This is a genomic window from Bacteroidota bacterium, from assembly GCA_016720935.1.
Classification (GTDB): Bacteria; Bacteroidota; Bacteroidia; order AKYH767-A; family 2013-40CM-41-45; genus JADKJP01.
The window spans coordinates 614,537-637,819 of record JADKJP010000006.1 but is presented as its reverse complement, the minus strand read 5'-3'; the positions used below and the strand labels follow the sequence as shown (position 1 = coordinate 637,819).

Annotated in this window: 20 protein-coding genes and 1 rRNA gene; 13 read left to right on the top strand and 8 right to left on the bottom strand. The window is 42.1% G+C overall.

What is annotated here, in order from left to right; translation table 11 throughout:
- The first annotated feature begins 120 nt into the window (after window positions 1-120).
- Window positions 121-2,307 carry a S8 family serine peptidase gene (locus IPP86_11045; protein MBL0139048.1) on the top strand — a complete coding sequence of 729 codons (2,187 nt, stop codon included), beginning with the start codon at window positions 121-123 and terminating at the stop codon, window positions 2,305-2,307.
- Between the two features lie 110 nt (window positions 2,308-2,417).
- Window positions 2,418-3,278, top strand: a complete 861-nt coding sequence (locus IPP86_11040) for a UbiA family prenyltransferase (protein ID MBL0139047.1) — start codon at window positions 2,418-2,420, stop codon at window positions 3,276-3,278.
- 46 nt (window positions 3,279-3,324) lie between these two features.
- Here the strand turns inward: IPP86_11040 and IPP86_11035 are convergent, their stop codons facing one another.
- The 5 genes from IPP86_11035 to IPP86_11015 all read right to left on the bottom strand — a co-directional run bounded on the left by IPP86_11035 (window position 3,325) and on the right by IPP86_11015 (window position 10,818).
- Complete coding sequence (locus IPP86_11035; GenBank protein MBL0139046.1) at window positions 3,325-7,698, bottom strand: proprotein convertase P-domain-containing protein; 4,374 nt, start codon at window positions 7,696-7,698, stop codon at window positions 3,325-3,327.
- Window positions 7,699-7,933: 235 nt separating this feature from the next.
- On the bottom strand, window positions 7,934-8,416 hold the full coding sequence (locus tag IPP86_11030; protein ID MBL0139045.1) for a T9SS type A sorting domain-containing protein: 483 nt from the start codon (window positions 8,414-8,416) through the stop codon (window positions 7,934-7,936).
- Complete coding sequence (locus IPP86_11025; protein ID MBL0139044.1) at window positions 8,413-9,726, bottom strand: M1 family metallopeptidase; 1,314 nt, start codon at window positions 9,724-9,726, stop codon at window positions 8,413-8,415. The genes IPP86_11030 and IPP86_11025 overlap by 4 nt, the downstream gene beginning before the upstream one ends.
- 154 nt (window positions 9,727-9,880) lie before the next feature.
- Window positions 9,881-10,528: an SCO family protein gene (locus tag IPP86_11020; GenBank protein ID MBL0139043.1), complete on the bottom strand. Its 648-nt coding sequence runs from the start codon at window positions 10,526-10,528 to the stop codon at window positions 9,881-9,883.
- Window positions 10,525-10,818 (bottom strand): hypothetical protein, encoded by a 294-nt coding sequence (locus IPP86_11015; protein MBL0139042.1) that lies wholly within the window; start codon window positions 10,816-10,818, stop codon window positions 10,525-10,527. Before IPP86_11015 ends, IPP86_11020 begins: the two co-directional genes overlap by 4 nt.
- 295 nt (window positions 10,819-11,113) lie before the next feature.
- On the opposite strand from IPP86_11015, the gene IPP86_11010 reads away from it, so the two are divergent.
- From IPP86_11010 to IPP86_10995, 4 genes are all read left to right on the top strand, one after another.
- Window positions 11,114-13,534 carry a transketolase gene (locus tag IPP86_11010; protein ID MBL0139041.1) on the top strand — a complete coding sequence of 807 codons (2,421 nt, stop codon included), beginning with the start codon at window positions 11,114-11,116 and terminating at the stop codon, window positions 13,532-13,534.
- Window positions 13,535-13,602: 68 nt separating this feature from the next.
- Window positions 13,603-14,412 carry an N-acetylmuramic acid 6-phosphate etherase gene (locus IPP86_11005; protein MBL0139040.1) on the top strand — a complete coding sequence of 270 codons (810 nt, stop codon included), beginning with the start codon at window positions 13,603-13,605 and terminating at the stop codon, window positions 14,410-14,412.
- A 161-nt stretch (window positions 14,413-14,573) separates the two neighbouring features.
- Window positions 14,574-15,140 carry a hypothetical protein gene (locus IPP86_11000; protein MBL0139039.1) on the top strand — a complete coding sequence of 189 codons (567 nt, stop codon included), beginning with the start codon at window positions 14,574-14,576 and terminating at the stop codon, window positions 15,138-15,140.
- A gap of 92 nt (window positions 15,141-15,232) precedes the next feature.
- The gene (locus tag IPP86_10995) at window positions 15,233-15,967 is read left to right on the top strand and encodes a septal ring lytic transglycosylase RlpA family protein (protein ID MBL0139038.1); all 735 of its coding nucleotides are present in this window, start codon (window positions 15,233-15,235) and stop codon (window positions 15,965-15,967) included.
- On the opposite strand, the gene IPP86_10990 is transcribed toward IPP86_10995, so the two are convergent.
- Window positions 15,918-16,373 carry an NUDIX domain-containing protein gene (locus IPP86_10990; protein ID MBL0139037.1) on the bottom strand — a complete coding sequence of 152 codons (456 nt, stop codon included), beginning with the start codon at window positions 16,371-16,373 and terminating at the stop codon, window positions 15,918-15,920. The genes IPP86_10995 and IPP86_10990 overlap by 50 nt on opposite strands.
- 190 nt (window positions 16,374-16,563) lie before the next feature.
- Here IPP86_10990 and IPP86_10985 point away from each other — a divergent pair, with 190 nt between their 5' ends.
- Window positions 16,564-17,814 (top strand): geranylgeranyl reductase family protein, encoded by a 1,251-nt coding sequence (locus IPP86_10985; GenBank protein ID MBL0139036.1) that lies wholly within the window; start codon window positions 16,564-16,566, stop codon window positions 17,812-17,814.
- Window positions 17,815-17,867: 53 nt separating this feature from the next.
- Complete coding sequence (locus IPP86_10980) at window positions 17,868-18,272, top strand: hypothetical protein (protein ID MBL0139035.1); 405 nt, start codon at window positions 17,868-17,870, stop codon at window positions 18,270-18,272.
- Between the two features lie 120 nt (window positions 18,273-18,392).
- Here IPP86_10980 and IPP86_10975 read toward each other — a convergent pair whose 3' ends face one another.
- Complete coding sequence (locus IPP86_10975; protein ID MBL0139034.1) at window positions 18,393-19,004, bottom strand: OmpH family outer membrane protein; 612 nt, start codon at window positions 19,002-19,004, stop codon at window positions 18,393-18,395.
- A 125-nt stretch (window positions 19,005-19,129) separates the two neighbouring features.
- Here IPP86_10975 and IPP86_10970 point away from each other — a divergent pair, with 125 nt between their 5' ends.
- From IPP86_10970 to IPP86_10950, 5 genes are all read left to right on the top strand, one after another.
- Window positions 19,130-20,038 (top strand): hypothetical protein, encoded by a 909-nt coding sequence (locus IPP86_10970; protein ID MBL0139033.1) that lies wholly within the window; start codon window positions 19,130-19,132, stop codon window positions 20,036-20,038.
- A 75-nt stretch (window positions 20,039-20,113) separates the two neighbouring features.
- Entirely contained in the window at window positions 20,114-20,755 is a 642-nt protein-coding gene (locus IPP86_10965) for an O-methyltransferase (GenBank protein MBL0139032.1), read from the top strand.
- A gap of 49 nt (window positions 20,756-20,804) precedes the next feature.
- The gene (locus IPP86_10960; GenBank protein MBL0139031.1) at window positions 20,805-21,203 is read left to right on the top strand and encodes a hypothetical protein; all 399 of its coding nucleotides are present in this window, start codon (window positions 20,805-20,807) and stop codon (window positions 21,201-21,203) included.
- Between the two features lie 96 nt (window positions 21,204-21,299).
- Complete coding sequence (locus IPP86_10955) at window positions 21,300-22,331, top strand: aminotransferase class I/II-fold pyridoxal phosphate-dependent enzyme (protein MBL0139030.1); 1,032 nt, start codon at window positions 21,300-21,302, stop codon at window positions 22,329-22,331.
- Between the two features lie 4 nt (window positions 22,332-22,335).
- Complete coding sequence (locus IPP86_10950; GenBank protein ID MBL0139029.1) at window positions 22,336-23,055, top strand: oxidoreductase; 720 nt, start codon at window positions 22,336-22,338, stop codon at window positions 23,053-23,055.
- Between the two features lie 86 nt (window positions 23,056-23,141).
- Here IPP86_10950 and rrf read toward each other — a convergent pair.
- Window positions 23,142-23,253: ribosomal RNA gene (rrf, locus tag IPP86_10945) — 5S ribosomal RNA — on the bottom strand.
- Window positions 23,254-23,283 lie beyond the last annotated feature (30 nt).

Here is a 23,283-nt window from a genome sequence, read left to right as displayed (position 1 = left end):
AAATGTTTAATAATTAATGCTTTATCACCCGAAAACACGACAAAATTAAGAGTGAAAATGCAACAATTGGAAGATAAGCTCTGTAAGAGACCAGAATCACCATTGATTGTATCCATTCCGATGAAAAAACTACTTGCAATTTCTTCCGCCTTGCTGATGTTAATTTTCTCCGCACAAGGACAGCAAAGTTCGAAACTGAATTTTTCGCTTCAAAAGAAACTGAGCCAGGCCCGACAGTCTGATCACCAGGTGGCGGTTTTTATAAAAGGCGATGTGAACGAAATCCGTTCGCTTACGGAATCTGTCGGAGGAGTTTTCAAATACGCGGCCGGTGATATTGCGGCGGTTAGAATTCCGCTGAGCAAAATCCCACAACTCGCTTCATCCGGAAAAATCCAACGCATCGAAGACAACGACATGAAACTTCAGCCGATGAACAACCAGATGCTGGTGAACAATCACGTGACTGAAGTACAGCAGGGATTCAATCTGCCGCAGGATTACAACGGTGAAGGTGTTGTTGTAGGAATCATCGATGAAGGTATCGACTACACACATCCTGATTTCAGGGATGAATACGGACGTACACGAATTAAATTTCTCTGGGATCAGGCTATCATCAATTTTGATACGGCAACACAGGCGCAACCTTATGGTTATGGAAAAGAATACATCGGTAACCAGATTGATACATCCACACAACATTACGACAGTCCATTCAGTCATGGTTCACACGTAGCAGGAATTGCCTGTGGCAGCGGACTGGCATTGAACAATTACAAAGGTGTTGCACCAAAATCGGATATCATCATTGTGAAAATGAATCTGAATCGTCCCGACAATGAATTTCTTTCTTCATTGGTGGATGCGATCAAATACATCTTTGATAGAGCCGATGAACTTGGAGAACCTGCAGTCATCAATGTGAGTCTTGGAACTTACTTTGGTTCGCATGACGGAAAAGACATCCAGGCACAGGCGATCGACAACCTGATTAGTTCTAAACCCGGACACGTAGTAGTGTGTTCCGCCGGCAATGCAGGCTCCGCCCCACTCCACCTTGGTTATGATGCCGGAACGGATACGAATTTTACATGGTTACAATTGAGCAGTCAGAGCATTTACATCCAGGCCTGGGGCGACTCAGCGGATTTTGAAAACATACAGTTTTCACTCGGCATTGACCGCGTCAATCACGGATATACGACGCTGAACAGTTTACCTTTCAATACAGTGATGCACAACCTCGGTGTGCTCTCGACTGATACTTTAAGTCTTAACGGAAACCGTTTGGGAATTATCCAAAGTCTGAATCAATACTGGAACGGAAATTACTCTGTTGAATTTCTCATTGAACCGGATTCTATCACGAACATTACACCAACTGATACCAGTCGGTATTTGTGGCGCTTTATGAGTACAGGACAGGGACATCTCGACGGATGGAGTTACGACATGGTTTTCGACAACCTCCCCGATACTGTTTCTTATCCACAAATTCTGAAATACAAAAAACCGGATACAGATCAAACGATCGTAAGTTCATTTACCTGCAGTGATAAAGTGATAACCGTTGGTAGTTATATCAACAGAAATTTCTACACCAACGCAAACTACGCGATCACTCGTGACACAAATCTTGTCGTTGGACAATTGTCAGGTTTCTCCAGTCATGGTCCTACGCGTGACGGTCGTATCAAGCCTGACATCACCGCGACCGGCGAATGGCTGATCTCCTGTGGAACACAATCGGAACTGAACCTGCTTGCCGCTATCGAACCGGAAAAAGTCGCTGCCGGAAAAAAACACAAACGCAGTAGCGGAACCTCGATGTCCTCCCCTGTTGTGGCGGGTATCGCGGCATTGTATCTCCAGAAAAATCCGACAGCCTATTATGATGAAGTAAAAGAAGCCATCATCAACTGTGCCGACAAAGATGCATTCACCGGAAATGGTTTACCTGATAACCGCTGGGGTTATGGAAAAGTGAATGCTTACGGTGTGGTAAAAGGTTGTACTGTTGGAATCGATGAACTGGATGAATACGCGAATGTAAATTTCGGAGCTTATCCGAATCCGTTTGAACATGCTACGACACTTCATTACGATCTGACAACTGCTGGAAATTATCACAAAGCGGATATCGTGATCACCGATCTTGTTGGTGCGGAAATCAAAAGGATCTCAATAAAAGACAAAGCAAATACCATTGATCTGAATAGTGACAGCTGGACTTCTGGAATGTACAATTGCTTCCTCCTGCTCGATGGTAAGCCCATTAAAATCAACAAACTGATTATTCTATAAAAAGAGAATTTCACATAGAACAGAAAATGATGGCCAGGCCATCATTTTTTATTTGTGGCCTGCTATAAATTACGAATTCCCTACATTAGCGCTCCGAATTCAGAGTCGTGATCAGAACACTAAAAAATTATCTCTCCTTAGTTAAATTCAGCCACACGGTGTTTGCACTGCCATTCGCCGCGATAGGATATACATTGGGAGCTATCCAACCCGACAGCCATCCGGATGTCTGGCTCTTGTTAAAAGTCATTCTTTGCATGGTTTTGGCTCGTACTTCCGCGATGGCTTTCAATCGTTGGGCCGACAGAGCCATCGATGCAAAAAACGCGAGAACGAAAGTGAGAGAAATTCCCGCAGGAACAATTTCCGCAGGCGCCGCATTATTTCTTGTGATTCTCAGTTCAGTGCTTTTCGTGCTGACTACTTATTTCATCAATCCGATTTGCTTTTATCTCTCTCCTGTCGCCCTGCTTGTTGTGTTGGGTTACTCCTATACAAAAAGATTTACCTGGCTTTGTCATCTTGTGCTTGGACTCGGTTTGTCACTTGCTCCAATCGGAGCTTACCTGGCGATCACCAGCCGTTTCGACTGGCTGCCTTTGTTCTTCTCCTTTACTGTAATTACCTGGGTGAGTGGATTTGATATCATCTATGCTTTGCAGGATGATGAATTCGACAAATCAGAAAAACTCTATTCTATCCCGACTTTTTTTGGAAGAAAAAACGCCTTGATTTTTTCTTCAATTCTTCATTTTCTCTGCATCCTTTTTGTCGTCATTGCCGGAATAGAGGGTACATTCGGAAACCTTTACTGGGTGGGTGCCGCTTTATTCACAGCATTGGTGATTTATCAGCACACTTTAATCAAGCCGGATGATCTGAGCAAAGTAAACCTTGCATTCTTTACAACGAATGGAATAGCAAGCATCGTCTTCGCGACTTTCGTAGTTGCAGCTTCAGTCTGGCATTGAAAATATTTTCTTCCAACAATCGAAATGAGGAATAAATCTGCCTTCTTCAAGGATGCGCGACCATCAACAGGAGCTGAGAATTATTTTCGATCAATGAATAATCCGCAGATTCAATCAGGTTGTCTCCTGTGATATCTCCGGGAAAATATCCTGCGGTGAAGAGCTGTGAGTTATTTTGGATAGAAGTGAAATCCGCGTTTTCAATAATACCATCCTGATTTACATCACCGCTACGAATCGCATAGAGTCCGGGTGAAACAAGGATTTGATTGGATCCGAACGCCTGATTCAACGCGATTGTGAAATCGTAGTTCACCGAACTTCCACTGAATACCACCGGGCTCGCGCTCCATGTTTCCAGTGAATTCCTGTGCTGAACAACTACATAATATGACGATCCGGAACTGATTCCTGTAAATACAAAACTACCCTGTCCGGATGTATTAACGGTAGATTTCTGTGTCGCTGCAAAAGCATAAGGGGAAATTGCATTTGCAAGTTTCACTGTTACTGTATCGCAAACTGATGGAGATAATACGCCATTCATCAATCCACCGCCGGTATAAAATCCTTCTATCAATACTGTCAGATTAAGGGTGATGGGAGAAGTTGTGACAGTGAATGCCACAGGAGATACAGCTGTACCACAAGGTGTAATCACCGTGATGGTTCCACTCGTTGCACCTGCAGGAACAGTAGCTGTGATCTGCGAAGAATTATCAACTACAAAAGAAGCATTGGTACCATTGAAACTTACCGATGTCGCGCCGGAGAATCCGCTTCCACTGATCACAACCGGAGTTCCAACTGATCCGGATGACGGTGAAAGCGAAACAATAACAGGAGCAGGATTTACTGTAACAGGAATTGTTGCTGAAACTTTAGGGCAAGGGCTGTTTAAGGACGCGGGGAAAGAAATGGTCCAGTCATTGATTGTTCCAACATCTACACTCGCTAAATCATATGCGATGAGCGACCAGGTTCCATTGGGATTGATCGAACCTCCGCCAAGCGAAGCGAAAGAAGTAGCAGTCGTTGTCACACAAGTATTGCTGAATACAGCCGTGTAAGGTTTGTAAGTTCCGGTATAAGGAGCACCGGTTGCAGGGATCTGTGCTGTTCCTGCATCCGAGAAAACTGTATTGGTAAAATTATCTCCGCTGCTTCCTATTTGATTGGCTAATCCGAGGATCATTCCATTCGGAGCAATAAGCACCAGACTTAAATCGGCATCGTAAGTATGCGTGATGTTGATGCGAACACTGATACCGGAAGAAGTAACTGTCCCGGTGTATCCGGATACCACAATACTGCTAGTAGCATTCGCGCATGCATTGAAATCAGGAATAGCCAGCGCAGGCGCGATGCTGAAAGGTTTTATTGAATCAGCAATTACATCATAATTACCTGAAGTGGTTGCACTATATGTGCTGGATGTTGCACCCGGAATCAAAACACCGTCCTGTCTCCAGTTGTACACTGTATTTCCTGTCGGAACATACGAAAGTTGCACGGATCCACCCGAACAAAATGTAGTCGGACCACCTGCACTGATCACAGGTGTCTGTGGAAGCGGAACAACATTGATGAAAGAAGAAACCGTTGTGCTATTCCCACAGGAATTTGACCCGTATACAATCAGTGTACCTGATACCGCATTTGAAGCATAATTCACTGTGATGGTATTCGTATTCGCTCCTGCACTGATCGTTGCTCCTGTAGGTAGTGTCCAGTTGAAACCTGTAGTTCCTGCTGTAGCTGTAACTGAATAAACATAAGAACTCTGCCCGGCGCAAGCTGTTTTCGAACCGGTGATTGCACTTAAAACAGGAATAGGATTCACAACCACAGCAAAGGGCGATGACACTGATCCGCTACAACCGGCATTTGTTCCTTGAACTGTAACAGAACCTGAAACTGCTAATGCGGAAAAAGTCACTGTAATGGAATTCGTATTTGACCCTGCAGTAATGCTTGCTCCTGCGGGTAATGACCATGCGTAGCCCGTCGCATTCGCAATCGCAGGAACAGAATATACTACTCCGCTTTGCCCCTGACAAACGGTAGCAGTACCACTGACAGCTCCCGGAATTGCCGGTGGCGCGATTGCAATCAGATTTGCTCCATTGTTCGAACCTGTCACTACCGGATTTGAACTAACGACTCGGATAAAGTAATTTCCGCCCAAAACAGTTCCTGCAGGAATGATTGCACTGATCGTACCGGCACTTGTACCTGCAAGTGTACCGATACTGACTCCATTTGTGAAATCACCTGTATTGTCAGACAGATAAGCGGTAAAAATGTTTCCGCTATTAGCCGGTCCATCAGTAGTGAAATCAACATTGACCTGTCCGCCTGCACAAATAGATGACGAAGGAAGAGCTGTAGTGAAAATAGCAGTCACTACAGGGTTCGAAGTAATGATATTGAAGTTTGTATTTGAGATATCAAAAAAGATATTCCCAACAGCTTCAACTTTTACCCTTGCCTGGGAAGTAAGAACAACCGGAACCGTGATTGCCTGTGACCCGTCATTCGGAGTATTGGCAAGTAGTGTAATCGGATAAGTATAACCTCCGTCAGTTGATAAAAGGATGTTCACATTCGCGCAACTTACAGGAGACAGATTACTTCCTCCCACTTGCCAGGTAACAGTTTGTACTGTACCTGTATTCCAGGTGACCGCGGTATTTGGTGCAGTGACAGCAAAAGGTGCTGTTGTAACTGCAACTGTTACTTTCACTGTGGTATCAGGATGGTTCACTCCTCCTCCACCGAGACGATTGTCGCGAACAGTAAATCTGAAATTCAATGTACGCGCATAAGTTGGCAAAAGCTCACCAAGTGTCTGTGTATTATTTACAATATCCTGCATGCGAGGGAAGACACGTGTCGGGTCAGTTGTCGGAACAAAAACCCGAAAAATCGGAGAGTTACCCGTTGGGCTATTCGGAGCACTTCCTGTCGCAGTGACATCGTATTCTTCCCAAAGATAAGTAAGCGCATCACCGTTTGCATCCGTGGCAGACCCTGTAAGTTTGAACGGAGTTGAATAAGGAATTGTATAATTCGCTCCTGCACTTGTAATGGTTGGAACGGTATTTCCATTGGCAGTCGTGACAGGACAAGTGTTACCTGTTCCTGTTGTACTGTAAATCACAATTTCATCAAAACTCTTAGTATGAAATATTGCATCACTGTTGGGCTGGATATTATCCGCACCACAAATTCCTGCATAAGCCATAATCGTTGTACCGGACCCCGGTTCATATGCCGCTGAAGCTGCTCTGTTCCCTCCGCCACAAGAACCGGTGACACTGTTAAATGTATGATTGCCTCCAAACTGATGTCCCATTTCATGCGCGACATAATCGATATCAAATGCATCACCGATTGGTGAACCTCGTCCTGTTACACCGCGGGCTTTTGATGTTCCGCATACAACACCCAGTCCCGCTACTCCACCTCCACCTGTGCTGAATACATGTCCGATGTCGTAATTCGCGCTTCCGATGACAGCATTAATGTTGTTGATATTCTCAGTCAACATCGTCGTGCCTGATCCGTTTGTATAGGGATCGGTAGCGGCATTTGTGTAAACAAGTAAATTATCGTTTGCAATCAATACAAGACGGATGGAAACTTCCAATTCATAAACGCCCGACACACGATTCACTGATGTTACCATCCCGGACATCGCACCACCTGCTGTTCCACCATAAGTAGCCGCATATTCACCTGTACAGGCAAGTGCCAGACGATAGGTTCTCAATGAAGCTCCATTGGTTCTGTAAACTGAAGATTGTTGCGGATTTTGTATACCGGAAATTTGAAATGTACTATCCACTTCACAAATCCAATTGTCGGTTCTTCTGGTATCCTTTTTATTGTAAACGATGTAATCTTTTGTATTTCCCAAAATGAATGGTTCAATAAAGTACCAGCCATTTGCCGACATAATCATCGAATGAAAACCAAACAAGGTGTAATCAAATCTGGCTACAGCTGTCGGATCATCAATTCCTTGTCCGGAAAAAGTACGAATGAAAGGATACATTCTACCCAATGCAGGTTCCATCACCGGTGATTCAACAACACGAAATCTCGAAAGCTTGCCATCCGGCATGGGAATTTCAACAACGGTTTGACTAATCCTTCCATTTGATGTCCCTTCCATCGGCGCGTTTTGCAAAAGAGATTGCATAGCTTGCAAATCCAGTGAATATGTTTTGTAAGCGACAGGCTTCTCCTCTCTTTTATCAGCGTTCTCAATGGATGATTCAGGTATCACATTCCAGAGCGAAGCTGAACTTCCCTGAGAAAATGATTTGCTCTGTAAAAAGAACACGATCACAAACAAGAGAAGGAACACCTTGGAGGTAATTTCAGAAAAATGGAATAACGGTTTCTTTTTCATTGTGTATCAATTACAATATTCGCATGCACAATACCTTCAAGGTATGTACCGGGCATAACTATTCACTCAGGAAATGGGGGGTTTTCGCAGATTGTAAAAATAATTTGAAAAGGTCCTGAATGCAAGGAAAAGGAAAAAGATCATGTATGAAAAAACACTTGAAATCTGAATAAAAACGATACTTCAAGGCGAATGGAAGGATTCACTTGGTGAAAAAGGACAACTACGACAACAATTATCGTGATTTCACAAAATGAAGATTTGTCAAACGATCGAAGGTTTCGACTTCGATAATGTAGAAACCAACGGCTAGTGAAGAAATTTCAAAATCCACATTTGAAGAAGGAAAATCAAAATTCACTTTCTTTACTATTCTTCCTGTTGCATCAATAATTCGGGCCGACAAAACCGGGAAACCCTGTTCGCTAAAATAAACGGAGACATGATCCTGAGCGGGATTTGGAAAAAGTAATACCGGATATTCCGATGCGTTCTTCTGTCGGGTTGAAATGACTGAATTTTCAGCGCTTAATATCCAACGTTCAGGGTCGAAGAAAATATTTTTTATTTCAAAATTCAAATTGAAAGAAAATGTCTGACCCGGATAAAGATGATCAAATACAATGATCGTGTCTTCATTAAGTCCGGAAAACTCAACAGGAACAGGCATCTGAAAAAATTCTACCGAAGTATCGGATTGTGTCTGTTCAATAGTCAAATCAACAACATTATTCTGTTGGTTCCATTCCAAATGATAGGATGGATAACCTGATCCATAAAACCATTGATCAAAAAATCACTCAGGTCTTTTCCGCTTACAGTTTCCAGATGTCTTTTCAGGTCATCCGTTTTTGCATACGAATAAATAAGCCCAGGGTCACTGATGTAACTGCGAATCGAAGAATAGAAAACAGAATCTCCAAGTACCCAACGTAACATATGCAGAACATAAGCACCTTTGCTGTAAGTTAGCCGGTAATCAAAAATTCTTCCAACATCAGTAGTATCCGCGCAAAAAACAGAGCCATCAGGTTTGGAAGTGATCGTGTTTGATAGTCCTGTCAGAAAGGAAGCCCAAGTAGAAGGAACAATTCTTTTTCGTCCTAACCCCTGCAGATAAGTTGCAAAACCTTCATTCAACCAGATATCCTGCCATGTTCCACAGGTAATCTTATCACCAAACCACTGATGAGCGAGTTCATGCGCAAGTAAAGAAGGATCAAAATTGCCAATGAAACTCATGGTCTGATGTTCCATCCCTCCTCCCCATCCAAACTGTGTCTGTCCGTATTTCTCTTTGCTGAATGGATAAGTTCCAAACAAACTGTCAAAATACAAAAGCACATCATAAAACCGGTCATTGATTATTTTCGAGTGTTGTCTCGCGGAATCTTCCGGATAAACATAATTAACAACAGGCAATAAAGTGCCATCGCTGAGATGTAAGGTGTCCGAAATAATTGAATAATTACTTACAGCAACTCCTACCAGATAAGCAGCAATGGGATAGGTCGATTGCCAATGTGTAATCCTGTTTGTTCCGATTGTATATTCATCTTTCAATACACCATTTCCCGCGACTTTGTATTGAGAAGGTGTCGTGACAATAACATCCAGTGTATCAATTTTATCATTCAAATCCTGATGACAAGGCCACCATTCCTTTGATCCATAAGGCTCGGAAAGTGTCCACAAAATCGGAGAACCGTGGTGATCATCAATTTCAAATGACCCAAAACCGGAAACACCCGGCTCACCATGATAAAAAATCACAACGGAATCGATTTGTTGTACCGGAAGAACGACAGGAAAATTTACTATCAGATGATCCGACGCAGTATGCTGAAATGAAATCAATGCTCCGTGATAAAGTACTGAATCTACAGTAAGCAAATGTGACAAATCAAAATCCATCTGTTGAAGCGAATTTCCAACCGGTATAAATTTTGTCATCACACTTCCGCTGATGTAACGAATCTCAGGATCCAGATTCCATTCACATCTTGCTCCGGTAACATCATAAGTCAATGGAATGAAATTCGAAACGGCTTGTCGTTGATGAATACCTGCGGATTTTTTTTCTAAGTCTAATAACTGTTGAAAATCGGTTTCAGACGTATGTTGAGCGAACGAGGAAAAAGGAAAAGAGAAAAATGCGATTAAAGCAATTCGAAAAATGAAATTAATGTGGCTCGCCGAGTAATACATGAATGTCATCAATGAGTTTATTCACTTCTGTTGAATCCGTTCCATCATAGAATCCCCGAATCCTTCTCTCCGGATCCACCAGTGCAAAAAACTGTGTATGCACAAAATCCTCCGGACCACCATTGCCTTCCGTTACACTCACAAGATACGATTTCCTTGCCATTTCATAGAGCTCCTTCTTGTCACCGGTGAGAAATTGCCATTGCTTTGCATCCGCCCCATGTTCTTTTGCATAAGCCGCCAAAACCGGAACTGAATCTTCCACCGGTTTCACTGAATGAGATAAAAAATGAATGCGCTCATCCCCTTTGTAATGCTCGTACACCCTTTGCATTTGTCCTGACATAATCGGACAAATCCCCTGGCAGGTGGTAAAGAAAAAATCCGCTATATAAATTTTTCCATTGACATCTTCTTCCGTTACCTTTTTACCTTCCTGATCAATGAATGAAAACGAGGCTATTTTGTGATCTGTGCTGTCTTCGTTGCGCGGACCATAAACCGGCAATAATTCTGTTTCATCTTTTTCAGGATTCAGGATAGTATAGGCATAAATCATGAACCCAAGTGTGATCAGACCGACAATAAAAAAACGAACGAAGACCGATTGAAATAATTTCATTTTACTGCAATTTGTTTTTGAAATGTAGCCTTGCATCCCGGACTGCAAAAGCCATAGATTTTATCTTGAACATGAAGGGTGTCAGAAATACCATCTCGAAGACTCATTCCACAAATGGTATCTTTTTCAGAAACTAATACCGATGGATCAATCCGGATCAGACCTTCGCTTTTCTGCATCATCCTTTCAACAGGAACAGCTTTATTTTCAGGCTTTCTTACAGCCTGTTCGCAGGAGGTTCCGATGATGACAAATGTCAGGAAGCCTACAAAATGAATCACCAGTTTCATTTACCGTTTTATTGAATTGGAGCACAATATCGGCATGCTTTGGTGATTAAAAGGTGATCTTTGAAAGAAAATGATTCATTCATTAGGATTCAGTTAATTATCGATAAAATTTTGTGAACAAAATGGCCGTTGGATAGAAAGGCTTCCGTATTAGAAATCTAAACTTCAGCGCAATAAAGCACTGCCCAATAAGCAAATAAATGAAAAACCATTAGTTATATTTACAAAGCTTAACACCTCATTACAACCTCCAAAAATTCCTATATTTGTAAGGACACCAAACACGATTTTTTTTATGAAAGAGTCACCAGCAGGTTCTGTTAATAGAGATTTAAGTTTCGAAGATTTCCGAAAGGAAGTCTTGAATGATTACCGTATCGCATCAGAAAGTCGTCAGGCAAGTTTGTTGGGTAGAAAAGAGGTCCTCACCGGAAAGGCAAAATTCGGCATCTTCGGTGATGGAAAAGAACTGGCGCAAATTGCGATGGCCAAACAATTCAAAGATGGGGATTTTCGTGCGGGTTATTACCGCGATCAGACTTTCATGTTTGCTATCGGGCAATCCGACATCACCAAATTTTTTGCTCAGCTTTATGCCAATCCGGATGTGGAAGCAGAACCTTCTTCTGCCGGACGTTCTATGAACGGACATTTTTCCACACGCAGTCTGAATCCCGATGGCAGTTGGAAAGATCTTACCCGGATGAAAAATTCTTCTTCGGACATCTCTCCTACTGCGGGACAAATGCCTCGTCTGGTCGGTTTAGCATGGGCATCCAAACTCTACAGAAACAACCCGGAATTAAAAACTGTAAATGGTTTTTCTGTGAATGGAAATGAAGTCGCCTTCGGTTCCATCGGGGACGCAAGTACATCAGAAGGTGTCTTTTTTGAAGCGATCAATGCTGCCGGTGTATTACAGATTCCAATGGCAATATCGGTTTGGGACGATGGTTATGGAATTTCTGTTCCCGCAAAATACCAGACAACAAAACAAAATATTTCTGAAATTCTCAAAGGGTTTGAACGTAACGACAAAGGCGAAGGCTATGTGATCCTTCGCGGTAAAGGCTGGGATTATCCCGGCTTGTGTGAGATGTATGAGAAAGGAATAAAAATCTGTCGTGAACAACATGTCCCCGTCTTGTTCCATGTTCAGGAGGTTACTCAACCCCAGGGACACAGCACATCCGGTTCTCATGAACGTTACAAATCCAAAGAGCGTCTTGCCTGGGAAGAAGAATTTGACGGTTTGCGCAAAATGCGGGAATTCATGATTTCCTCTGCCATTGCATCCAATGAAGAATGTGATGAGATTGATGCCGCAGCAAAAAAATATGCATCGGCTTGCAGGAAGCAGGCCTGGGACGATTTCATGAATCCCATCAAGGAAGAAATAAAAGTTGTTTCCGCTCACTTCGAAGCAATAGCTGCAAACAGCAGTGCAAGTCCATTTATCCTTAAAGTAAAATCTGAACTCGAAGCCATGATGGATCCTGCACGACGGGACATTGCTGCTGCTGTTCATCGTGTTTTACGTTTGGCAAGAAATGAAAATTCTGATGCCAGAAATTCATTGATTCACTGGAACCAGGATTATACCGCAAAAAATTTCGATCGTTATAATTCTTATTTGCACAGTGAATCCAAAGAAGCGGCTTTAAATGTTTCCGCTGTTCCTGTTCAATATGATGCGGAAGCTCCACTGATGGACGGAAGAGAAATATTACAGGCGAATTTTGATGTGCTCTTTAACAACGACCCAAGGCTTGTGGCTTTCGGAGAAGATCTGGGTAGAATTGGTGATGTAAATCAAGGGTTCGCCGGATTGCAGGCAAAATATGGTGAGATCCGGATTTCCGATGTTGGTATTCGTGAAGCTACTATTGCCGGTCAAGGTATCGGACTTGCCTTACGTGGTCTCAGGCCAATCGCGGAAATTCAATACCTGGATTATCTGCTTTACGCGGTTCAAATTCTTAGTGATGACCTTTCCACTTTGCAGTACCGCACCAAAGGCGGACAAAAAGCTCCTGTGATTATTCGTACACGTGGTCATCGCCTTGAAGGAATCTGGCATAGTGGTTCACCCATGGGCATGATCATCAACGCGCTTCGTGGGATGCATATTCTGGTTCCCAGAAACATGACACAGGCAGCAGGATTTTACAATACACTTTTGGCCGCAGATGAACCCGGACTGATAGTGGAATGTCTCAACGGATATCGTTTGAAAGAAAAGCTCCCGGCAAACCTCGGTCAGTTCCGGGTACCAATTGGTGTAACGGAAACTATACAGGAAGGGTCAGACATCACACTGGTAACCTATGGTTCCTGCGTCAGAGTTGCCCAGGAAGCAATGCGGTCATTACAGGAACTGGGTATTTCCGTAGAACTCATAGATGTTCAGAGCTTACTCCCCTTTGATTTGAATCATTCTATTGCCGCTTCCTTACAGAAAACCAACAAGCTACTCATTCTGGACGAAGATGTTCCTGGAGGTGCAAGCGCCTATATCCTCCAGCAAGTACTTGAAGTTCAGGATGGCTTCCGCTATCTGGATGCATCACCAAGGACACTCACAGCGAAGGCTCACCGATCTGCCTATGGGTCAGATGGTGATTATTTCTCCAAACCTTCTGTCGAAGATATCGTAGACGCTGCATATGGACTCATGCAGGAATACAATCCTAACGATTTTCCGGGTTTCCGGTAAAATTGGATTCAAAATGAAGACCATTTTTTAAAACTATTCCCTTGCAAATTGTTTCGGGTAAGAATTTCATGGAAGAAAAAACAACTGAAAAAGATTCGAATTACAGCTCACTTGAGAAAATGAGCGTGTATGACCTTTTGCATGCGATCAATCAGGAGGACAAAACAGTTCCAAATGTCATTGAAAAATCATTGCACCGCATCGAAACTGTTGTAGTACTGATTAGTGAGAAATTAAGGCAGGGCGGACGATTGTTTTATCTTGGTGCCGGAACGAGCGGAAGGCTGGCAATTGTTGATGCTTCTGAATTGCCTCCGACCTATGGACTCGAACATGGTCGCGTGATCGGTTTGATTGCGGGTGGTGATACAGCCATCCGAAAAGCAGTTGAATTTGCTGAAGATGATCCGGAACAAGGCTGGAAGGACCTGCAATCGCATGGTGTTTCAAAACATGATGTCGTCATGGGTATTGCAGCATCCGGCGCTACACCTTATGTTGTTGGAGCAATGAAACATTGCAGAGAAAACAATATTCTTTGTATTGGCCTCACCTGCAATCCGGATTCCCCGCTTGCAAAAAATGTACACTACCCTATTGAAATTGTTGTTGGCCCGGAGGTTGTCACCGGCAGCACACGCATGAAAGCAGGTACCGCGCAAAAACTTGTGCTCAATATGATTTCAACTTCGGTGATGATTCAGCTCGGTCGTGTGAAAGGAAATAAAATGGTCGACATGCAACTGACCAATAACAAACTTATCAAAAGAGGTACGTCCATGCTCATGAATGAACTCAACATTACTGCGATTGAAGCCGGACAACTTCTGAATAAATATGGAAGTGTCAGAAAAGCGCTTGACGCGGTAAAAAAATAATTCGATTTAGCATTCTTCTCCTCTGTTTTTATATAACATTTTTCTTTTACTTTCTTTTTTCTATTTCAATGCTTTCATTTTGTGATTTCCGGTAAACTTCCTTCATCACAGGAAATATTATTATTATCTTCGCGTTAAACAACAATTGATCCTCTTTTACCGTGCAGGATATCGAACCCTTCTATAACTGGCGAGAGCTTTACATTGCTTCGGAAGACGAACTCTCGCCTTTCCACGGCACGGTGTATAGTGAATTTGAATTTACCAATACAGTTTACAATTATTACATCCATCCGCAATGGGATGAGTTCGGTTCAGCGACACTCTACCTGAAAGTTATATTCGCGGATTACGAACGCGGATATGCAGTCATTGAATTTATCGGTGAATGGAACGACGCTTTGTACAACGACATCATGTTCCTGAAACGTGAAGTGATTGAGCCAATGATGACGGAAGGAATAAGTAAATTTATACTGATTGGTGAAAATGTTTTGAATTTCCATGGCTCCGACGATTGCTATTACGAAGAATGGTTTCAGGATGTTGAAGAAGGCTGGATAGCTGCCATCAATTTCCGTCCTCATGTAATGATAGAAATGGAAAGATTCAATCTTGATTATTATATGGTTTTTGGCGGAGAACTCGATGAAATGAACTGGAGAATGTTCAGCCCTGCCGAGTTGTTCCTGAAAATTGAACATATCATTTCACGCCGATTGAATTAAAAATTAATTTCCTGGCAAAGATTTTATTTGATTAAGGATTAGGTATAATTTAATCAGATTTTATCACTTCCGGCAAAGCAATAAACATGGTCTTGAGATTTATCATCAAAATATTATTTCTTTGCTTTGCCTTTTTGCAATTGAATCCGGCATTCGCACAGAAAAAAGATTCCATATCCAATTCCGGCAAAGCCTCTTTTTACCATGATAGTTTCCAGGGGCAGGAAACCAGCAACGGCGAGTTTTACGATAAAAATGATTTTACAGCCGCTCACCGGACGCTCCCCTTCAACTCCATCGTTAACGTTTACAATAAAAAAAACGGAAAACACGCGATTGTACGCATCAACGATCGCGGACCATTTGTTCGAAGCAGGATCATCGACCTTAGCCACTCAGCAGCGATGAAACTTGAAATGGTTCCATTTGGTGTCGCCCCGGTAACAATTCAGGTAATGAACCTGTTTGATCATTTGCCCTGGAAGGACTCCACTTTTATTGAAAATGATATCTGGGATTGCTTTGGAAGAATAACGGAACTTAGTGGCAAAACAGTTCTTGTCTGGCAAACTGAATACTGGAAGCACGCGTTTTACATGGCCAGTCATATTGCTCTGGATTATCACCTGCCGGCCGCGCAAATCAGGATTGCGGGAGATCTGCAACATCGCAAATATCAGGTACTCGTTTCCAATTTTACAGAAAAAAACGAATGCGATTCACTCATCTCGCAATTGAAAGCGGATGGTTTTATATCTGCCCGTATGTTTAAGGACATCAGGAAGAATGCCGATTCTTTAAAAGTCCGGCAACATGGCGATCAATAACAAGATGGAAATCTTCTGTATTCATTTTCTCCAAAGCTATCCAGCGGAAAGACTGCGCACCCTCTTTCTGTGAATCAAAATCAAAGGGTTTTGATGATGTCTTAAGATCTAATTCGCCAAGAGGTTGCATCAAATAATAGACTGACATCACCTGAATTTCCGGGTTAAATGCGGATGGAACAAAAAAGTCGGTAGTGTAAAAATGTTCCAGCACCACAAATGAGTGGCCAACTTCCTCCATCATCTCACGACGCAAACAATCAATCGTCCCTTCGCCAAACTCAAGTCCGCCACCGGGAAATTTCGTGACGCGATGACCATAAACAAATTCATCGCTCACCAACACCTCATTGGATGGATTGATATACAACCCGTAAACCCGAATTACAAAAGGAAATTTTTTCATCAAACCTGATCTCAATAATTTCTCCCACCAAGATACAAATTCCGCAATGAAGTATATATACTTCTCAGCAGACAAAACATCCAAAATACAATTTACAAGCCCATATCCAGATCGTAACGATTTTCATATCTTTAGCCATTCACACATTTTTAATCAAATCAGAAAATGTGAATGAATTGCCAGAGACCGAATGCGATTTTCCGATATACAAGCTGAAGTTCTGATTGCCGGGGCAGGTCCTGCCGGTACTGCAACCTCCCTGTTTTTAAGCAAGAAGAAAATCCACCACATCATCCTGGATAAAGCTTCCTTTCCAAGAGATAAAATTTGCGGGGATGCACTGAGTGGAAAAGTTGTACATGTACTCAACCAGCTTGACAAATCCTATGTCCCACAACTTTCTTCAGGAAAGGAATTCCTTGGAAGTTACGGAGTTCAATTCGTAGCACCGAACGGACGCGTGCTGGATATTCCATTTACTTCTAATCCGGAAACTCTTAAACATGCACCGGGATTTATTTCCAGAAGAACAGATTTCGACCACTTCCTGTTTCGCAAACTTGATCCAACCTATACAACCGTTCTTGAGAATACCGAAATTGTCGATCTGGAATATTCCGCGGACGGTGTGCGCGTGCTGCTGGATAATCACGGAGAAAAGCTACAGGTAGAATCAAAAATTGTCGTTGGCGCGGAAGGTGATCGCTCCATCGTCGCGAAACATTTTGCAGGCTACAAAAAAGAAAACAAACATTATTGCGCTGGTTTACGTGCATACTATTCAGGTGTAAGTGATCTTCATCCACAAAATTTTATAGAATTACATTTTCTGAAAGATTTTCTTCCCGGCTATCTGTGGATCTTCCCGATGCCCGATGGAATGGCCAATGTGGGTGTTGGTATGTTGAGCGAAGTCATCTCTAAGAAGAAAATTAATCTGAATGCTGAGATGGACAAAGCCATCGCGTCCAACCCTGTTTTGAAAAAACGTTTTCAATTTGCGAAACAGGTATCTGAAAGAAAAGGATGGGGCCTTCCGCTTGGATCAAAAAAAAGAAAACTGTCGGGAGAACATTTTCTCCTCGTGGGTGATGCCGCATCACTGATCGATCCTTTTACCGGTGAAGGCATCGGGAATGCCATGACCAGCGGGATGATTGCTTCTGAAGTTATTTCAAAAGCGATTCATGAACAACGATTTGATGCCGGTTTTTTATCCACGTATGATGACAAAATCTATGAGACTTTGTGGAGTGAATTAAAATTGAGCCACACACTGCAAAAACTAACCAATCAAGCCTGGCTGTTCAATTTTGTGGTGAACAAGGCTTCGAAAAGCAAAACACTGAGAGAATCCATTACCTGCATGTTTGAAGACCTTGACATGCGATCGCGTCTCCGAAGTCCTTCCTTCTACATCAAACTGCTTCTCAACAAATGAACCAAGTCACTAAATTTTTGACCTGTCTCATCTGCATTTTCAGTATTCAACACATGAATACTTCTGCTCAGTTTTGGAAGAAAAAAAGAAATCAATACATAAACGGAATACCTGAAGGTTATTGGATCGCCTACATTGATTCCGCTAAAAAACAGGTAGAATATCATGGTCATTACAAACATGGACATGAAAAAGGAAAATGGAAATATTATTATGAAAATGGAAAGCTGAGGAAGAAAGAACGCTTTGGAAAGAGGCTGATTCGCACAAAATATTATTATGAATCAGGAAAAAGAAAAAGCTCCGGGAATGCAATCCTGGTCTACGAAGGTGAAAGCCTGCACTATTTTTACCAGGGAAAATGGGAATACTATAATGAAGATGGAAAATTATCTTCCATCGTTTATTATGAAAGAGGAGAAGAATTGAAAACGATCAAATTTGATTTTATGAAATAGATTTGATTAAATCATTCATTAAATTATTGTGATAATATACAGATAAAAAAATGCCCCAAAGAATTTTTTACATTCAATCGGGGCATTATTTTTTTAAAAAAGAAAATTGAAGCAGTCGTCTTACTTTGTTTTGTTTGCTGCTTCGTATTCCTGATTCAATCCCTGGATAACCTGGTGTGTGATATCGAGCGAATCATTCGCGAAAAGGATTCCTCCTCCTTTTGAATATCCCAAAACAAAATTGTACTTGTTATTTACATTCATGGAGCGGATGAATGATGCAACACGAGTATAAAGTTCTTCAGAGGATTTGTTTTTCTCTTCATCCAGTTGCCCAAGGAGCATGTCTTTCTTGTCCATGAGTTTTTGCTGGCGGGCCATTAACTGTTCTTCTGTTTGCTGGCGTTGCAAATCCGTCATTCCGGGAGCTTTTTCCTGATACTCAGCCGCATCTTTTTGCAGATTTGCACTTTCTGATTCCAGTTCATTTTTGATTCGCTCCTGTTTGCTTTCGAGCTCAGACTTCTTTTTCTTAAAATACGCGTAGTTATCCAACAAAGAATCGGAATTCACAAAGACAATGCCCCCGGGAACCGAAGGAAGATCCTTTGCGACCTGTAAAGCAGGGCTTACAGCCTGTTCAGTGCTTTTGCTGTCAGAAAAATGCAGATAATACAGTACCGCTACCGCTATCAGGAGGACAATATTCAGTATAAATGATAAATTCTTCATCTTTTTGATTTTGAGGAGCCAAATATAAAAGAATTTAAGGCGGGAATTGCTCTAAAAAATACACTTAATATTTTTCTTTAAAGTATCAGAAATGCTTACTTTTCGGGAGTAAAAGCACAGGATTTATGAAAAAATGGATATACAGCCTATTGCTAATTTTCTCTTTCTGGGGATGTAAGAACGATGCTCCTGAAATTGCAGATCCTGCCAATGCCCCGGATATTTCCGCGGTTCCTGGCCGGTTTGACCAGAAAATGCTTTTGGAAGAATTTACGTCTTCCTTGTGCGGACAATGTCCAAAGGCTCACCTCCTCAGGGATTCATTGATCACTCAGTATGCTGACCGTTTTTATTTCGTTGACATCCATTCCCTGGATATCATGATTGATTCATCCATTACTAATTTTACGAATGGACAGAATTACATAGACAGTCTCTTCAACCCAACAGGCATTTATCCTTCCGGAATGATCAATCGCCAGGTTACCGGTACTTCAGATCTTATTCCGGATTTCTGGGGGCAAAAGCTCACCTCTCTTTACGGTGCAATTCCCCGTTGCGGTCTGGCGATCGATGCTAAAAATATCAGCGGAAACAGATTGAGTCTTTCAGTACACACAGGTTTCAGCGACGCGATGTTTGGTGATTATCGTGTACATGTATACCTTGTTCAAAATGTAATCCGAACAAATGATTCATTGTATTCACAGCTGAATGATTACAGCCAGGAGGGATTGACTCCTGATTCAACGAGCTCTCTTTATCTTCAGAATGATACAATCCGGAATTACAGCCATAAATATGTTTTACACAGAATCCTTTCCGACAATGGTTTGGCCGGTGATCCGATTCCTCAGTCTCTGATGACCCGGGGAAATGATTTTGTAAAAACTTATACTGTTGACCTCACCGGTATCAGTTCTTCCTCCTTTTCCATTATCGCATTTGTAGATAAATATGGCGATACAGGATTAAATCACCGAATTGAAAATGTACAGAAGGTACAAATCGGTGAAGCGAAAGACTGGAACTAAGTCTGTCTGTTTTTTTTCTGTTTTTTTATCCGGAAAAAGTGACCATGCTTTTTCTCAATTATTAATTCGTGTATTATGGACTTCCTCGATCAATCGATTACAGATTATATCGAATCGCACACCACTCCTGAATCAGATGTATTGGCGGCATTGAATCATGAGACGAATGCAAAAGTACTAATGCCCAGAATGCTTTCAGGACATTTGCAGGGACGTGTATTGAGTATGTTCAGTCACATGATCCGACCCGCAGCAATTCTTGAAATCGGCACCTACACAGGATATTCGGCCATTTGTCTGGCCGAAGGATTGGCTCCTGAAGGAAAGCTTCATACCATCGATATCAATGACGAATTGAAAGCAATGGTGGACAAGTATATTCAACTATCCGGCATGAAAGATAAAATTGTTACTCATTCCGGAAATGCACTCGACATCATACCTACACTCACTGAAACATTTGATTTGGTTTTTATAGACGCGGATAAAATCAATTATTCCAATTACTACAATCTTGTGATTGACCGGGTAAGAAAAGGCGGCTTCATCATTGCAGATAATGTTCTCTGGAGCGGAAAAATTGTTTTACCACCGGATCAGCTAGATAAAGACACCCGGGCATTGCAATCTTTTAACGATATGGTTCATACCGATATCCGTGTTGAAAATGTTTTATTTCCGGTCCGTGACGGATTAATGGTACTCAGAAAAAAATAGTACCGGATTAAACCTATGGCTTTTCTTTATGTCACAAAGAAAAAAGAAAATGAAAAGATCAGCCATAATATTCAGTCTGCTTGTTTTTAGCGTGTTCAGTTCAGTATTAGCCCAAAGAGGCCAGAACCGTTCAGATCTTACCCCTGCCGAAAGAGCCGAAAAGGCAACTTTGAGAATGAAATCTCAACTTCATCTGTCTGAAGAACAAACCCAACAGGTTCGTGAACTATTCCTGAAAAGAGGAGCGACAGAAGAAAAAAATCGTGAGAACATGAAAAAGCAGCGTGAAGAAACTGATCAGGCGCTTTCAAAAATACTGAGCAAAGAGCAAATGGATCATTACAATCAGATGAAAGATGATCGGAGAAAGAAAATGATGGACCATAGAAGAGCCATGCAACAGCAAAATACTCCACAAACGGAACCTGCCGACACAACAGCTCATTGATATAATAACCTGGAGAGAAGAAAAGGCAGCCCAAAGAGCTGCCTTTTCTGTGTCACGGAATTTTTTCTATGAAAAAAACTTTCCACCTTTACATTTATGGGCAACTATCCAATAATTGATTTAAGGAGTGATACTGTGACCAAACCCGGCCCGGAAATGCTTGAAGCTATGTTTCGTGCGGATGTTGGCGATGATGTGTTTGAAGAAGATCCAACTGTTAAAATGCTCGAAGCCAAGGCAGCGAAACTTTTTGGTAAAGAAGCCGGGCTTTTTGTGACATCAGGAACAATGGCAAACCAATTGGCCATTAAGGTGCTGACACAACCACAGGATGAAGTCATCTGTGATAAACTCGCGCACATTTTTTACTATGAAGCAGGTGGAGTCGCTTTTAATTCAGGTGTATCTCTTCGTTTTATTGAAGGTAATCGTGGTCGAATGAAAGCATCACAGATAGAAGAAAATATCAACCCTCCGAACCTCTCTTACATTTCGCCAACTACTCTGGTTTGCGTTGAGAACACTTCAAACAAAGGCGGAGGTAGTTATTATTCACTCAAAGAAATGCAGGAGATTTCCGACCTGTGCCGGGCTCAGAAGATCAATGTCCATCTCGACGGAGCAAGAATTTTCAATGCATTGACTGAAACCGGTGATTCAGCGGACGCAGTCGGAAAATTATTTGATACTGTGGGATTTTGTCTCTCCAAAGGTTTGGGAGCACCGGTTGGTTCCTTGTTACTTTCAACCAAAGAAAATATTTTCAAAGCAAGAAGAATCCGAAAAGCCTGGGGCGGTGGAATGCGACAAGCGGGTTATCTTGCCGCTGCCGGTATTTATGCGCTTGATCATCACGTTCCACTTCTGAAAAAAGATCATCTCCGTGCCCGACAAATCGGAAGTGTACTGAACACATTGTCTTGGGTGGAAGAGGTATTACCAATAGATACCAACATCATCATCTTCCGTGTATCAGCGGCAACCGATCTAAAGAAACTGCTTGAGCATTTAATGACCAACAATATTAAAGCCATGCAATTTGGTAAGCAACAGATCCGCATGGTTACGCATCTCGATATACATGATGTGATGCTGGATAGAATTGAAGAAGTACTAAGGAAATTCTGATCTCATGCCTCACACTTTTCAGGAATGTTTGGTTAGTGACATCTTTCAGGTATCTGACAGGGTTAAAATTTTCTCCATTCAATTTCCGGGTCCGGAGCATTTTGTTTTTAAGCCTGGCCAGTTTGTGATGTTGAATCTTCCGATAGACAGTAAATACCACAACCGGGCGTATTCAATTGCATCTGCACCCACCTCCGACAATACCATACAGCTTGTGATATCTTTCAAGCCTCACGGTAAGGGCACGCAATATTTGTGGGAACATGTCCGGATTGGTGACAAGCTCAATGTATCCATGAATGCTTTAGGCAAGTATGCATTACCTGAAAGTATCGATCGTGAATTGTGTTTCATCAGTACCGGAACAGGAATAGCACCGTTGAGGTCCATGATTCTTGATCTTTTTGCCAGGCAACAAACTCACAAAAAGATTACTTTGATTTACGGCAACAGGTTTGAGCAGGATATTTTATTTCGAAAAGAATTTGAAAAACTTGAATCAGAAAAACCGGAATTCAAATTCATTCCTGTTCTTTCCAGAGACAATCCGGGATGGACAGGGAGAAAGGGATATGTCCATCCTGTTTACGAAGAGTTGTTTTCCGATAAGCGTCCTGCTTACTTTTACATCTGTGGTTGGAAAGAAATGATCAGGGAATCAAAAGAGCGATTGATGAAATTGGGGTATGAAAAGCAATACATCCGTTTTGAATCTTACGATTAGAAAAACATTCTCTGAAATTTATTAGTTCCCCGCTAAAATCAGGGCAAAAAAAAACCCGCCAATCTTACGAATGACGGGTTTATAATTTACGGCAACGACATACTCTCCCACATGTTACTGTAGTACCATCTGCGCGGTTGGGCTTAACTGCTCTGTTCGGAATGGGAAGAGGTGGACACCAACGCTAAAGTCACCATAAATGTCTTAAATAACTTTTGACATATTGGA